Below are 14,206 nucleotides of genomic sequence, written 5' to 3' on the forward strand. Positions count from 1 at the left end.
GGTTTGCGCGCACGAGGCTGGGTCCATGACCCGCCGCGCCTCCGAGATCCTCGTCGATGGTCTGCTCGTGGCGGTGGCCGCGGTGTGGGGTGCGAGCTTCCTCGCCGCCAAAGAGCTCACGGGCGAGGTGGGGGTCGCGCCCGCCGTGGCCCTGCGTTTCCTCGTCGCCGCGACCGCACTCGGGCTCGTCTGCCTCGTGCGTCGCGAACGGATGCCGCGCGGCCGAGGCCTCGCGATCGCCGCGCTGCTCGGCTGTTCGCAGGCCGCCATCATCGGGCTCGAGACCGCGGGAGTGCACCTGACCTCCGCGACCAACGCGGGACTGCTCATCAGCCTGGCGCTGATCTTCACGCCCCTGCTCGAGAGCATCGCGTCGCGGACGTGGCTGCCGCGGTCCTACTTCGTGGCCGCCGTGGCCGCGGTCGTCGGTGTGGCGCTGCTGGTGTCGGGCGGCGGGTTCCGCCTGCCGACCATCGGCGACGCCCTGGTCATCGCTGCCGCCGCGGTGCGCGCCGTGCACGTGACGGCGAGCGCGCGGCTCACCCGCGGGCGGCATGACAGCACGTTCGCGGTGGTGCTCGTGCAGCTCGCCGTGTGCGCGGCCACGTCGGCGGCGGTGGCCGGTGCCGACCTCCCCGTCGCCGTCGGCCGGCTCACGGCATCCGGATGGGTGAACGTGCTGTTTCTCGGACTGATGTGCTCGGTGTTCGCGTTCGTCGTGCAGTTGTGGGCGATTCGCCGCACCTCGGCGACGCGCGCGAGCATCCTCATGGGCACCGAGCCGGTGTGGGCCGTCGTCGTGGGCGTGGTCATCGGCGGCGACGTTCTCGGCGCGCCGGGCGTTGTGGGTGCCGCTCTCATCGTGGCCGCGTCGTATGCCGGCCAGGCCATCGAGCGCCGTCACCGTCGTGCGCTCGCGGCTCGCGACGCCGGGCAGTCGTCCGACTCCGTGCTGGTCGCCGCGCCACCGCCGTAGGCTGGGGGGATGCACGGCGAGTACAAGGTCCCCGGCGGGAAGCTGGTCGTCGTCGACCTCGAAGAGCGCGAGGGGCGCATCCACGGCTTCCACCTGGCCGGCGACTTCTTCCTCGAGCCCGACGACGCCCTCGACGACATCGACGCGGCCGTGAACGGGCTGCCCGTCGAATCCGACGTCCCCACGATCGCCGCGGCCATCCGTGCCGCCCTCCCCGAGGGAGCGCAGCTGCTCGGCTTCACGCCCGAGTCGGTCGCCACCGCCATCCGTCGCGCTCTCGTGACGGCCCCGGGCTGGGCCGACTTCGAGTGGGAGGTCGTGCACGACGCTCCCGTCTCGCCGCGCATGAACCTCGCCCTCGACGAGGTGCTCACCGCGCGCGTCGGTGCGGGGCTCCGAAAGCCCACGTTGCGCCTGTGGGAGTGGAACGAGAGCGCCGTCGTCATCGGCTCGTTCCAGTCCCTGCGCAACGAGGTCGATCCCGAGGGAGCCGCCAGGCACGGGTTCGACGTCGTGCGCCGCATCTCGGGCGGCGGAGCCATGCTCATGGCCGCGAACTCCATCGTCACCTACTCGCTGTACGTGCCGGCGGCGCTCGTGGCGGGCATGACGTTCGCCGACTCCTACGCGTTCCTCGACGACTGGGTGCTGCAGGCGCTGCGCTCGCTCGGAATCGATGCCGTGTACCAACCGCTCAACGACATCGCAGGGCCCCACGGCAAGATCGGCGGAGCCGCCCAGAAGCGTCTCGCCAACGGCGGGGTGCTGCACCACGCGACCCTCAGCTACGACATGGACGCTCAGGTGCTCACCGAGGTCCTCCGCATCGGCCGCGAGAAGCTCAGCGACAAGGGCACCGTCTCGGCGGCCAAGCGGGTCGACCCGCTGCGGAGTCAGACCGGCTTGCCGCGTGACCAGGTGATCGACCGTTTCATTCAGACCTTCACGACCCTCTACGGGGCCACGCCCGGACATATCACCGAACAGGAATATGCCGAGGCCGAGGCCCTCGTCGAGACCAAGTTCGCCACCGATGCGTGGCTGCAGCGCGTCCCGTGAGCGCTGAGACCCTCGCCGGCGTGCTCGACCAGGGCAGCGTCGAGATCCACCACGCCGACAACATGTCGGTCACCCCGGCCTTCCCGGACGGGTCCTTCGCACTCGTCTACCTCGACCCGCCGTTCAACACCGGCCGCACGCGCTCCAAGGCGGTGGAGTCGGCGACGTGGACGGCGCCCGCCGATGAGACCCCGGATGCCGTGGATGCCGAGGCGCTGGCATCCGTGCCCGTCGTCGAAACGCCCGTCGTGGAGTCCCCTGCCGCGCTCGCGCACGATCCGTCGATGCTCGTGTTCCCCGACGATGAGCCCGACACCGCGCCCGAGCCCGCGCCGGTGGTGCAGCGCGGGTTCCACGGGCGCGAATACTCGCGGCTGCGAGGTGACCTGCGCACCTACGACGACCGGTTCGACGACTACTGGGGCTTCCTCGAGCCCCGTCTCATCGAGGCATGGCGGCTCCTGGCCGACGACGGCACGCTGTATCTGCATCTCGACTACCGCGAGGTGCACTACGCCAAGGTCATGTGCGACGCGCTGTTCGGGCGCGACAAGTTCTTGAACGAGCTGATCTGGGCGTACGACTACGGCGCGAAGACCAAGCGCCGCTGGCCCACCAAGCACGAGACGATCCTCGTGTACGTGAAGAACCCGTCGACGTACTTCTTCGATTCCGACGCCGTCGACCGCGAGCCGTACATGGCGCCGGGGCTGGTGACGGCCGAGAAGGCGGCGCGCGGCAAGATGCCCACCGACGTCTGGTGGCACACGATCGTGCCGACCACGGGCCGCGAGAAGACCGGCTATCCGACGCAGAAGCCCGAAGGTGTGCTGCGGCGCATGGTGCAGGCGTCGAGTCGGCCCGGTGATCGCGTGCTCGACATGTTCGCGGGCAGTGGCACGCTCGGTGCGGTCGCCGCCCCGCTGGGCCGGCACAGCGTGCTGATCGACGACAACGCGGATGCCGTGGCCGTGATGCACAAGCGTCTGGAGGCGTTCGCGCGTTGAGGCGGTGCCTGGTTTGGGGCGCGTTCCGGCGTTTGGGGCGCGCTTTTTCGCGCCCCGAACGGAACCTCGCGCCCCAAATCGGGAGACGGGGCGCCGCGGGTTCGGTCTCGCCGATGCGGGGGGCGGGGCCTCTTCAGGCGCTGAGTCCAGGTGTCCGCTGCCGGGCGTCGTCGCACGCATAAACGCGTTTGGCGCGCGGAAACGCGGGGACAGCGCGTTTATGCATGCGGGAAGCGTTTATGCCGGCGAATTCGCCCGCCCATATCCCGCGTCCCGCATCGCCGCACCGCGCCGCGCCGCACCGCCGCGCCCGCGCCGCGCCCCACCGCCCCGTCACGCGTCGCGCCGCGCGCCCTCCGACGGTGCCACCGTGAAGACGTTCGGGGTGCGGAACCGGGATGCCGCGAACGCGGCGCGCACGGCGTCGGTCGCCGTGGGCACGAGGTCGGTGGGGATCAGCGCGATCGCCGCTCCGCCGAACCCGCCGCCCGTCATGCGTGCGCCGAGCGCGCCCGCGGCGAGCGTCGTCTCGACGGCGAGATCGAGCTCGGGGACCGAGATCTCGAAGTCGTCGCGCATCGAGGCGTGCGAGGCGACGAGAAGGTCGCCGATGGCGCGCGGCCCGTCGGCCTCGAGGGCGGCCACCGTGTCGAGCACGCGCTGGTTCTCGGTCACGACGTGGCGCACGCGGCGGAAGGTCACGTCATCCAGGATCTCTTCGGCGCGCGCGAGGTCGTCGACCGTGAGGTCGCGCAGCGACGGCACGCCGAAGGCGGCGGCCCCCCGCTCGCACGCCTCGCGCCGCTCGCGATACCCACCGGTCGAGTGCGCGTGCTCGACGAGCGTGTCGACGACGAGGATCGCCAGGCCCGCAGGCGTGAAGCCCAGGGTGACCGGTCGCGTCTCGAGCGTGCGGCAGTCGAGGAAGGTCGCAGCGTCCGCGACGCCCAGCATCGACGCCATCTGGTCCATGATCCCGGTCGGTGCACCCACGGCGTCGTTCTCGGCGATCCGGCCGACGCGGGCCAGGGCGATCTTGTCGAGGCCGGCGTTCCACACGTCGTTGAGGGCGGATGCCACGGCTCCCTCGATCGCGGCGGACGACGACAGCCCTGCCCCCACCGGGACCTCCGACGCCAGGGCGATGTCGACGCCGCGAGGCGTGGCATCCGGAGCCTCCCGGAGGAGGGCCCAGGCGACTCCGAGCGGGTATCCCGCCCAGTCGAGGCCTTCGGCCGCGATGCGGGCGTCGAGCTCGGCGAGCGGCACCTCGACCGCGTCGGGGGCGAAGGTCGAGCGCACGCGGATGACGTCGTCGGAGCGGACGGCGACGGCGGCGGCGGTGCGCTGCGCGATCGCGAAGGGGAACACGAACCCTTCGTTGTAGTCGGTGTGCTCGCCGATGAGGTTGGCGCGACCCGGGGCCGACCACACCCCCACGGCGGGAGCGGCGAGCAGGGCGCGGGCGTCGTCGACGGCGGTCATGCCGTCACCTCCGGAACGGTGTCGAGGGCGGCGCGCAGGCGCTCGGCCTGCGACTCGGGGGTCACGTCGCCGATCCAGGCGCCCATGGCGGCCTCGCTTCCGGCGAGGTACTTGAGCTTGTCGGCGGCACGACGGGGCGAGGTGATCTGCAGATTCAGGCGCACGGCATCCCGAGCGCGATCGACCGGGGCCTGATGCCACGCCGCGATATAGGGGGTGGGGGTGTCATACAGTGCGTCGATGCCGCGCAGCAGCCGCAGGTAGAACGGCGCGAGCTCGTCGCGCTCGGCGTCGGTCGTCTCGGGCGAGGTCGGCGACGTGACGGTGGGGCAGCACGTGCACCTCGACGGGCCAGCGCGCAGCGAACGGCACGAAGGCCGTCCAGTGCTCGCCGCGGAGCACCACGCGCTCACCGGCCGACTCGAATGCCAGGATGCGGGCGAACAGGTCGTTCGAGGTGCGCGAGATCGTGTCGAGCAGGCGGTGCGTGCGCGGGGTCACGTACGGGTAGGCGTAGATCTGGCCGTGCGGGTGAGGGAGAGTGACGCCGATCTCCTGCCCGCGGTTCTCGAACGGGAACACCTGACGGATGCCGGGCAGAGCCGACAGCGCCGCCGTGCGATCGGCCCACGCTTCGATGACGGTGCGTGCGCGGGTGCGGGAGAGCGACCCGAACGACCCCTCGTGCGCCGGGCTGAAGCACACGACCTCGCAGCGCCCGACGGAGGTGCGGGTGCGACCGAGGCCGAGGTGCTCGAGGTCGTCGTCGCTCTGCGGAGGGTCGACGGCGGCGGGGGCGTCGGAGGTCGCGACGTCGAGGGCCGGACCGAACGACGGCGACTTGTTCTCGAAGACCGCGACGTCGTACAGGGACGGGATCTCCGACGGATTCGTCGGCGTCTGCGGCGACAGCGGGTCGAGGTGCGCGGGAGGAAGGAACGCACGGTTCTGACGATTGGATGCCACGGTGATCCAGTCGCCGGTCAGCACGTCCTGCCGCATCGTCGCGGTCGTCGGGCGCGGGTCGAGGGTGCGGGCGTCGACGGCCCGTTCGGCGCCGAGCGCGGTGCCCGGGTCGTCGAAGTAGATGAGCTCGCGGCCGTCGGCGAGGCGCGTCGGCCGCTTGACGACACCGGCTCCCAGGGGCTCGGCGGTGAGGCTGTCCGTGTTCACGATAACACGCTAGCGGGCGCCCGTGATATCGTCAACACGAGGAGCAATATGCGTGTATCGATGGCCGACGTGGCCGAGCGGGCCGGAGTGTCGGCGCAGACGGTGTCGCGCGTGGCGAACGGCAGCCCGCGGGTCGACCCCGGCACCCGGGCTCGCGTCGAGCAGGCGATGGCCGACCTCGGCTACCGCATGCACCGCGCCGCGCGCGCCCTGCGTACCGGGCAGACCTCCACCATCGGTCTCGTCGTGTCGACCCTCGCCTCGGTCGGCAACTCCCGCATGCTGCAGGCCATCTCCGAGGCCGCCGCTGCGGGCGACTACGCGTTGGCGGTCGTGACGGTGGGCGAGCGCGGCATCCGCGACGCCTTCGCGCGCCTGCGCTCCCAGGGAGTCGACGGTGCCGTAGTCCTGAACGAGGCCACCGAGCTCGCGCGCGATGTCGCGCCCCCCGCCGATCTGCACCTCGTGGTCGTCGACTCCCGCCCCGATGCGCGCTTCTCGATCGTCCAGACCGATCACGCCGGCGGAGCTCGAGCGGCGACGGCGCACCTGCTGTCGCTCGGTCACGAACACGTCCACCACCTGGCGGGCCCCGTGGGCTCTTTCGCCGCGGCCGAACGCGAGCGCGGCTGGCGAGAGGCTCTCGCCGACGCCGGGATCGAGGCGCCCGCACCCGTTCGCGGCGACTGGACCTCGGCATCCGGCCACCGTGCCGCGGACGCTCTGCAGAGCGCGTCCGCTGTCTTCGTCGCGAACGATCAGATGGCCCTCGGTGCCCTGCGTGCCTTCGCCGACGCGGGGCGCCGTATCCCCGAAGACGTCGCCGTGGTGGGTTTCGACGACATCGTGGATGCCGCCGAGTACCGCCCGCCGCTGACGACCGTGCGGCAGGACTTCGATGTGCTCGGTGCACGCGCGGTCGCGGCCCTCATCTCCGCGATCGAGGGCAACGCCCCGTCCGTCGAGGCGGTGCCGACCCGTCTCGTCGTCCGTGCGAGCAGCGTCCCGAGCTGACGCCCCTGTCGGCGAGCCGTTCCGTCCGCTCCGCGAGGCAGGGGGCGCCGGAGTGCATCGCTGCGACGCGGCTACGTGCCGAGAGTGTGGTCCGCGGCTTCCGGCAGATGCGCGGGCAGGTCGAGCGCCACCGTCGTTCGTGCCCCGGGGACGCTGTCGATGCGCACGGTGCCGCCGTGGGCGACGGCGATCGCGCGCACGGTGGTCAGACCGAGCCCGAATCCCTGGATCTGCCGGGAGCGCGCGGACGGCCCGCGATAGAACCGGTCGAAGGCGCGACGTTGCTCGGCCTTGTCGAGCCCGGGTCCTCCGTCGGTGACCGAGATCTGGGCCCGTCCGTCGTGCACGCCGGAGACGAGGGTGATGGGGGCGCACGGGATGCCGAACTTCACCGCGTTCGTGAGCAGTTCGGTGACGGCGACCAGCAACTGCGAACGATCGACGAACGCCGGCGGTGACGGAGCGGACACCGTCTCGATGGTGTGGCCGTGCGTCGCGGCGAGGGAGGCGACGGCATCGACCGCGGTGCGGACGAGATCGTCGAGGTCGACGGCATCCCGCTGCACCGTCTTCTCGCTCTCGCCGGCGGCGAAGAGATCACGGAAGCGTCGGGCGAGATCGTCGGCTCGACGGGTCGCGATGTCGATGTACTGCCGCAGCTTGTCGTCCCCGGGGGCGATCGCGTCCTCGATCAACTCCAGGAAGCCCGTGACGCTCGTGAGGGGCGTGCGCAGTTCATGCGAGACGGTGCGCAGGAACTGCTCGCGCACCTCGATCGCCTCGGCGAGCTCGGTGACGTCGTGGATGACGATGACGGTTCCGAGTATGTCGCCCTCGCTGCGACGGACCCGGCTCGAGGAGGCGAGCACCGCGACCTGCGACTCCGCCGGTCCCCACCACTGGAACTGATCGCTCACGGTTTCGCCCGCGAGGGCGCGGGGGATGACCTGGTCGTCGTGGGGGACGGTGCTCGTCCGGTCCGTGCGGAGCACCTCTTCTCCGGCGTAGGGCTGCGCGTCCAGGCGGAAACCGCCGAGCTCCGCGAAGCGGTGCGCGCGGGAGTTGGCGATGCGCAGTCGCCCCGCCGCATCGTAGAAGGCCACCCCGGCGCTCACGGTGTTCACGATGCCCAGCGCCAGGGACTCGGCATCCCGGGCCTCCGCGAGGGCGTCGGCCTGTGCGCGGTTGGCCTGCGACAGGTGCAGGGACTTCAGCCGCAGATTGCTGGCCGCGAGGAAGACGACGACGGCGACGCCCACGATGACCGTGGGCAGGACGAACACGTTGGCCCACTCGAGCGCGGTCGCCGGCCACGCTCCGGCGTAGGCGAAACGGAAGGAGGTGATGAACACCGCCCCGAAGACCGCCACCACCATGCCGTACCAGCGGAATCGGTACGAGAGCCACAGAACCGGGAAGATCGCGAGGATCGCCACGGCGGGGACGAACGGCAGGAGTGCTGCGCGTAGCAGTGCCACCGCGAGCAGGTCGAGGATCGCGACGCTCATGGTCCACGGCAACGGAAGGCGCTCCCACGGCACCAGGAGGGCGGCGAGCGTGGCGATCACGGTGAGGAGAAGCCCGGCCGTGACGATTCCGAACGACAGCGTCGACGGTTCGGCGAGACCGACGACCCCCACGACGAAAAGGACGGCCAGAAGAAAGGGGAGCTGCGCTCTCGCGAAGACGCGTATGCGTCCGCGTGCGTTCGCCCTTGTTTCGAACAGCGGCACCGCTGATCCCTTTCTTGGTCTTTCCTGCGCCCTTCGATTCGCGCTCTCCGAAAATACTGCGGAATGCGGCCGGTGAGACGAATTCGCGGCCTTTCTTCGCTTACACGTCAGCAGGCGGATCAGATGAGAGCAGGCCGACCCCCGAAGGGATCGGCCTGCTCTCCTCTGATCCGGAGTCGCCTACTCCTCGAGCTGTCCCAGCGAGGGCGCGGCCACGAAGCGGGCGACCGCGGCGACCGCGTGCTCCAGCTCGAGGACGACGATCTCGTTGGCGCCCGCGCGCGTGGCGGGCGCGGGTACGTAGAGCGTGTTCTGCGGCACGTTGTTCCAGTACCGGCCCAGGAAGAAGCCGTTCACGAAAGCGAAGCCTTTGCCCCAGGAGGAGGTGTCGAGGAACAGATCGACCGGGGCGTCGAGGGAAAACGATCCCCGCAGCAGTGCGCGACCGGTTGCTCCCTCGCCGACGCCGACGGCGGAGGCGAGGTCGATCGCGGTCGCCGACCAGCCCGTGAGCGGTTCCCCGTTCAGGGTCACCTCGCCGATGAGGCCCTTCGCCTCGCCGAGGCGGTCCGCGTAGTTGACCCGTCCCTGGTCCTCCACGAGCACCGTCAGCCGCGCACCCGAGGGGATGCTCAGGGCACGTTCGTGAAGAGTCCGCGACAGACGACCCACCGGTGCGCCGTCGACGTGGACCCAGGCCAGGTCGCGCACCTCGCCGAAGACGAGGGCGGCGCGGCCCTCGAAGGCCGGCAGCTCCACGTCATAGCGCACGAGGGCGCCGAGGTGTCCGAGATCCTCGAAGGTCGACGGATCATCGGTGACGGCGGAGGCGGTGGATGCCGGCATCCATTCGCCCTCGCCCGTCAGGGCCACCTCGAACGCCGGCGCGGAGGGGCGCGGCGTGGGAACCAGCTCGGGAACCGCGGTGTACTTCGCGATCACGTCGCGGAACGCGTGGAACTTCGCCGTCGGGTGCCCGCACTCGTCGATGGGCGCGTCGTAGTCGTAAGACGTGACGATCGGGTCGAACCGGCCCTTGTCGTTCGCGCCGTTGGTCGTGCCGAAGTTCGTGCCGCCGTGGACCATGTAGATGTTCACCGACGCCCCGGCCGCGAGCAGCACGTCGAGATCATGCGCGGAGGCGGCGGGGTCGGTCGTGTGGTGGATGCTGCCCCACCAGTCGAACCAGCCGTCCCAGAACTCGCTGCACATGAGCGGGCCCGTGGGCTGGTGCTCGCGGAGGGTCGCGAGGCGCTCCTCCGAACGGGAGCCGAACGAGCCGGTGAGGTGCAGCTCGGGCAGGCTCCCCGCCTCGAGCATCCACGGCATGGGTTGGTCGACGGTGGTCAGCGGCACCGTGATGCCGGCATCCTTCGTCACCCGCACGAGCTCGCGCAGATACTCCTTGTCGGAGCCGTAGGCGCCGTACTCGTTCTCGATCTGCACGAGCACGACGTTGCCCCCGCGATCGATCTGCCGCGGCGCGACGATCTCGTACACGCGCCGCAGGTACTCCGACACGGCCGCGACGAACTGCGGCTCCGAGCGACGGATGCCGATGCCCGGCGTCGAGGTCAGCCACACGGGCAGCCCGCCGTTGTGCCACTCCGCGCAGATGTAGGGCCCCGGGCGCACGATCGCGTGCAGTCCCTCGTCGGCGATCAGGTCGAGGAAGCGTCCGAGGTCGTTCCAGCCCGTGGCATCCCACTCGCCCTTCACCGGTTCGTGGGCGTTCCACGCGACGTAGGTCTCGATGGTGTTCAGGCCCATCGCCTTGGCCGTGCGGATGCGGTCGGCCCAGTGCTCGGGGTGGATGCGGAAGTAGTGCAGCGTTCCCGAGATGACCTGGTATGGCTGGTCGTCGAGGAGGAAGTCGGTCTCGCCGATGGAGAAAGTGCTCACGGTGTCTTTCGAGGTCAGGCCAGCCGCGCGCGCACGCGCGCCCAGGCCAAGGCGGGGAGGGTGAGACGCAGGATGCCGTCGTCGCCGACGTGGACGTCGAGGGTCGCGGGGGCGACGGGCTCGGCGTCGGCGGAGTTGGTGGTGTGGCGGTCACCGCCCGCGGGAACGGTGATGACCACGGCCTCGACGTCGGTCACCGCGCCGAGATCGAGCTCGACCTCGGTGGCGGCGTCGAGCTCGCGGTGCGCGAGGAACACCGACACGGCGTCGCCGTCGACGGTGGCGACCGTGTCGACCGCGTCCACCGCGCCGTGGCGGGCGGTGTCGATCGTCGCGCCTTCGACGCGGGGGATCACGACGCGGCCCGTCGCGGCGCGCGCGGTGAGGGCGAAGGGGTGGAAGGTGCTCTGCCGCCACGCCGGCCCGCCGCCGGGCTCGGTGCGAATCGGCGCGATGACGTTCACCAGCTGGGCGAGGTTCGCCATCGACACGCGGTCGGAGCGCCGGATGAGGGTGATGAGGAGCGATCCGACGACCACGGCGTCGGTGACGGTGTAGTCGTCCTCGATGAGGCGGGGAGCGACGGGCCAGTCGCCGGTGAACACGCGCGGCTTGTCGACCTCGTTCCAGCGGGTCTGGTTCCAGACGTTCCACTCGTCGACGCTGATGCCGATGGTGCCGCCGTCGGGGGTCGTCGCGCCGACCTCGTCGATGATGTCGATCACGTCGGCGATGTAGCGGTCGAGCGCGGCCCCGCTGGCGAGGAAGCTGGCCGGGTCGGTCGGGTCCTCCTCGTAGTAGGCGTGCACCGAGATGTGGTCGATGAGACCGGCGGTGTGGCGCAGCACCGTACGCTCCCACTCGCCGAAGGTCGGCATCTCGTGATTGGAGCTGCCGGCGGCCACGAGCTCGACGTTCGGATCGATGAAACGCATCATGCGCGCGGTCTCGGCGGCGAGACGGCCGTACTCGTCGGCGGTCTTGTGGCCGATCTGCCACGGACCGTCCATCTCGTTGCCGAGGCACCACAGTCGGATGCCGAAGGGCTCCTCGCGCCCGTTCGCGCGGCGCCGGTCGCTCAGGGCGGTGCCCGAGGGGTGGTTGGCGTATTCGAGCAGGTCGGCCGCCTCCGCCACACCACGCGTGCCGAGGTTGACCGCCTCCATGACCTCGAACCCGGCGGCATCCGCCCAGTCCGCGAACTCGTGCAGGCCCACCCGATTGGTCTCGGTGCTGTGCCACGCGGCATCCAGGCGCACCGGACGCTCCTCGCGGGGCCCGACACCGTCCTCCCAGCGGTAGCCCGAGACGAAGTTGCCGCCGGGGTAGCGCACGACGGTCGCGCCCAGCTCGCGCACGAGCTCGAGCACATCGGCGCGGAAGCCGTCGGCGTCGGCGGTCTCGTGACCGGGGGAATGGATGCCGTCGTACACGCAACGGCCCATGTGCTCGACGAACGAGCCGAACAGGCGGCGGGGCACCTCGGCGCCGGCGGCTTCGCGGTCGACGGTGATGCGGGTGGGGGTGGTCATTGCTCTCCTGGCGCGGAAACGGGTGGGGCGGGTCGCATGCGGCGCACGCGACCCGCCCCGGGAACTGCTTACTTGTTGACCGAGAAGCCCTGGTCGTTGCCGTACTGCACGAGCTGGTCCTGCCACGCGGTGAGGCCCGCGTTCAGGTCGCCCTTGGTGGCGTAGGCCTGGCCCACGGTGTCGTTGAAGATGCTGTTCGCGTACACCTGGTAGGGCAGGTAGCTCCAGCCCTCACGCACCTCGCTGGACGCCTGCGTGAGCACCTGGTTGATCTGCTGGCCACCGAAGTAGTCCGACGCCTGGTCGACGAAGGCCGGGTCGTTCAGCTGCGCGGTGGTCGAGGGGAAGCCGCCCGACTCGGCGAAGATCTTCAAGCTCTCCGGGTCGTTGTTCAGCCACTTGAGGAACCCGGCCGCGAGGGCGGGGTTCTTGCTCTGCTTGGTCACGGCCTGGCCACCGCCACCGTTCTCGGCCGTGACGGCCTTGCCGTCGTAGGTCGGGATGGGAGCGACAGCCCACTTGCCGGCGCCGTCGGGGACCGAGGACTCCAGCACGCCCGGCATCCACGCGCCGATGACCAGCGAGGCGATCGAGCCGTCACCGAGGCCCTTGAACCACTCGTCGCTCCAGCTCGGGGTGTCCGAGATCAGGCCGCCCTCGATGAGGCGGTTCCAGTTGTCGGCGAAGGTCTTCGAGCCGTCGTCCTGCAGGTCGATCGTGACATCGGTGCCCGAGGTCGTGAACGGCGTGCCGCCCGCCTGCCAGATCATGCTCGTGGTGAAGCCGGCGTCGCCGGTGTCGGCGGTGATGAACTTGGTCGGGTCGGCCGCGTGCAGCTTCTGCGCGGCGGCGTAGTACTGGTCCCAGGTGGTGGGGACGGCGATGCCGAACTGGTCGAACACGGCCTTGTTGTAGAACAGCGCCATGGGGCCGGAGTCCTGCGGCAGACCGTAGATTCTGCCGTCGAAGTCGACCGAGTTCCAGGTGCCGGAGCTGTAGTCGCCCTCGAGGTCGGCGAAACCGTACGACGACAGGTCGAGCAGCGAGTCCGACAGGGCGAACTGCGGGAAGGCGTAGTACTCGATCTGCACGACGTCGGGGGCGCCCGAACCGGCCTTGATCGCGTTCTGGAGTTTGGCGTACTCGTCCTTGTTGGTGCCCGCGTTGACGTAGTTCACCTTGACGTTCGGGTACTTCTTCTGGAACGCCGCGACCTGCGCCTCGGCCGAGGGAGTCCACGACCAGTACGTGATCTCGCCGCCGGACTCGAGGGCCTTCTCGATGTCGTCGGCCGAGCCGGCGGCGCCGCCGCCACCGGTGGTGCCGCCCGAGCACGCGGTGAGCGCGCCCACCGACAGGGCGGTGGCGGCCACGGCGAAGACGGCCCGCCGAGCGGCGGTGCTCTTACGGATGAATGTCATCGGGATTCCTTCACTTCGTTGTTGTGGATTCCGGGGCAGGACGCACCGGTGGAGGGGAGTCAGCGGATCACTGCTTGACGCTGCCGGCGCTCAGGCCCGACTGCCAGAAGCGCTGCAGCAGCAGGAACGCGGCGACGATCGGGATGATCGACAGCAGCGCCCCGGTGATCACGAGGTTGTAGATGGGCTGCGCTGCAACACCGGTCGCCTGCGCGTTCCACTGGTTCAGGCCCACCGTGAGGGGGTACCACTGCGGGTCGCTCAGCATGATGAGCGGCAGGAAGTAGTTGTTCCACGTCGCCACCACCGCGAACAGCAGCACGGTGACGATGCCGGGGGTCAGCAGGCGGATCGAGATCGTGAAGAACGTGCGGAACTCGCCCGCACCGTCCATGCGCGCGGCCTCGAGCAGTTCGGTGGGGATGGCGTCGGTCGCGTACACCCAGATGAGGTAGAGGCCGAAGGGGCTGATGAGGGAGGGGATGATGATCGCCCACGGGGTGTTGGTGAGGCCCAGCTGGCTGAACAGCAGGAAGGTCGGCACCGCGAGCGCCGTACCCGGGACGGCGATCGCGCCGAGCACGACGGCGAACACCGCCTTGCGCCCGCGGAAGTTGTACTTGGCCAACCCGTATCCCGCGAGGGTCGCGAGCAGGGTCGCCCCGCCGGCGCCGACGACGACGTAGAGCAGCGTGTTCCCGAGCCAGCGCAGGAAGATTCCGTCGCGGTACGTCAGGGTCTGGGCGATGTTGTCGAACAACGCGAAGCTGTTGCCGGGGCCGAGACCGAAGGTGGTGAAAAGGTCGGGCTGGGTCTTGGTGGCGTTGATGACGAGCCAGGCCAGCGGCACGAGCGTGTACAGCAGGTACAGGCCCATGACGATGCTCAGTACGACCGATTTCTT

General features: G+C 70.3%; 10 protein-coding genes and 1 pseudogene. 4 read left to right on the forward strand and 7 right to left on the reverse strand.

Features of this window, described 5'->3' with window-relative positions; all coding sequences use genetic code 11:
• Positions 1–25: 25 nt before the first annotated feature.
• From QE412_RS14525 to QE412_RS14535, 3 genes are all read left to right on the forward strand, one after another.
• On the forward strand, positions 26–976 hold the full coding sequence (locus QE412_RS14525) for a DMT family transporter (RefSeq protein WP_307485325.1): 951 nt from the start codon (positions 26–28) through the stop codon (positions 974–976).
• 9 nt (positions 977–985) lie between these two features.
• Positions 986–2,035: a lipoate--protein ligase family protein gene (locus QE412_RS14530; protein ID WP_307485329.1), complete on the forward strand. Its 1,050-nt coding sequence runs from the start codon at positions 986–988 to the stop codon at positions 2,033–2,035.
• Between the two features lie 62 nt (positions 2,036–2,097).
• Positions 2,098–3,042 carry a DNA-methyltransferase gene (locus QE412_RS14535; protein ID WP_307487236.1) on the forward strand — a complete coding sequence of 315 codons (945 nt, stop codon included), beginning with the start codon at positions 2,098–2,100 and terminating at the stop codon, positions 3,040–3,042.
• Between the two features lie 333 nt (positions 3,043–3,375).
• Here the strand turns inward: QE412_RS14535 and galK are convergent, their stop codons facing one another.
• Together galK and galT are read right to left on the reverse strand one after the other, a co-directional pair.
• Positions 3,376–4,527, reverse strand: coding sequence for a galactokinase (gene galK / locus QE412_RS14540; RefSeq protein WP_307485331.1), 1,152 nt, complete (start codon positions 4,525–4,527; stop codon positions 3,376–3,378).
• A pseudogene (gene galT / locus QE412_RS14545) lies at positions 4,524–5,700 on the reverse strand (galactose-1-phosphate uridylyltransferase). The gene galK and the pseudogene galT overlap by 4 nt, the downstream one beginning before the upstream one ends.
• A gap of 48 nt (positions 5,701–5,748) precedes the next feature.
• Between galT and QE412_RS14550 the strand changes: the two are divergent.
• Positions 5,749–6,714 carry a LacI family DNA-binding transcriptional regulator gene (locus QE412_RS14550; RefSeq protein WP_307485334.1) on the forward strand — a complete coding sequence of 322 codons (966 nt, stop codon included), beginning with the start codon at positions 5,749–5,751 and terminating at the stop codon, positions 6,712–6,714.
• A 71-nt stretch (positions 6,715–6,785) separates the two neighbouring features.
• On the opposite strand, the gene QE412_RS14555 is transcribed toward QE412_RS14550, so the two are convergent.
• The 5 genes from QE412_RS14555 to QE412_RS14575 all read right to left on the reverse strand — a co-directional run bounded on the left by QE412_RS14555 (position 6,786) and on the right by QE412_RS14575 (position 14,179).
• Positions 6,786–8,447 (reverse strand): sensor histidine kinase, encoded by a 1,662-nt coding sequence (locus QE412_RS14555; protein ID WP_307485336.1) that lies wholly within the window; start codon positions 8,445–8,447, stop codon positions 6,786–6,788.
• 180 nt (positions 8,448–8,627) lie between these two features.
• Positions 8,628–10,349: a glycoside hydrolase family 35 protein gene (locus QE412_RS14560; protein ID WP_307485346.1), complete on the reverse strand. Its 1,722-nt coding sequence runs from the start codon at positions 10,347–10,349 to the stop codon at positions 8,628–8,630.
• Between the two features lie 14 nt (positions 10,350–10,363).
• On the reverse strand, positions 10,364–11,881 hold the full coding sequence (arfA, locus tag QE412_RS14565; RefSeq protein WP_307485350.1) for an arabinosylfuranosidase ArfA: 1,518 nt from the start codon (positions 11,879–11,881) through the stop codon (positions 10,364–10,366).
• A 68-nt stretch (positions 11,882–11,949) separates the two neighbouring features.
• Positions 11,950–13,302, reverse strand: coding sequence for an ABC transporter substrate-binding protein (locus QE412_RS14570; RefSeq protein ID WP_307485354.1), 1,353 nt, complete (start codon positions 13,300–13,302; stop codon positions 11,950–11,952).
• A 67-nt stretch (positions 13,303–13,369) separates the two neighbouring features.
• Positions 13,370–14,179: a carbohydrate ABC transporter permease gene (locus QE412_RS14575; protein WP_373426577.1), complete on the reverse strand. Its 810-nt coding sequence runs from the start codon at positions 14,177–14,179 to the stop codon at positions 13,370–13,372.
• Positions 14,180–14,206: the final 27 nt, after the last annotated feature.

The organism is Microbacterium trichothecenolyticum (assembly GCF_030818955.1).
Classification (GTDB): Bacteria; Actinomycetota; Actinomycetes; order Actinomycetales; family Microbacteriaceae; genus Microbacterium; species Microbacterium trichothecenolyticum_B.

Coding starts and splice junctions, on each gene's coding strand:
- QE412_RS14525 (WP_307485325.1), top strand. CDS start 26: ATGACCCGCCGCGCCTCCGAGATCCTCGTCGATGGTCTGCTCGTGGCG.
- QE412_RS14530 (WP_307485329.1), top strand. CDS start 986: ATGCACGGCGAGTACAAGGTCCCCGGCGGGAAGCTGGTCGTCGTCGAC.
- QE412_RS14535 (WP_307487236.1), top strand. CDS start 2,098: ATGTCGGTCACCCCGGCCTTCCCGGACGGGTCCTTCGCACTCGTCTAC.
- galK (WP_307485331.1), bottom strand. CDS start 4,527: ATGACCGCCGTCGACGACGCCCGCGCCCTGCTCGCCGCTCCCGCCGTG.
- QE412_RS14550 (WP_307485334.1), top strand. CDS start 5,749: ATGCGTGTATCGATGGCCGACGTGGCCGAGCGGGCCGGAGTGTCGGCG.
- arfA (WP_307485350.1), bottom strand. CDS start 11,881: ATGACCACCCCCACCCGCATCACCGTCGACCGCGAAGCCGCCGGCGCC.
- QE412_RS14570 (WP_307485354.1), bottom strand. CDS start 13,302: ATGACATTCATCCGTAAGAGCACCGCCGCTCGGCGGGCCGTCTTCGCC.
- QE412_RS14575 (WP_373426577.1), bottom strand. CDS start 14,179: ATGGGCCTGTACCTGCTGTACACGCTCGTGCCGCTGGCCTGGCTCGTC.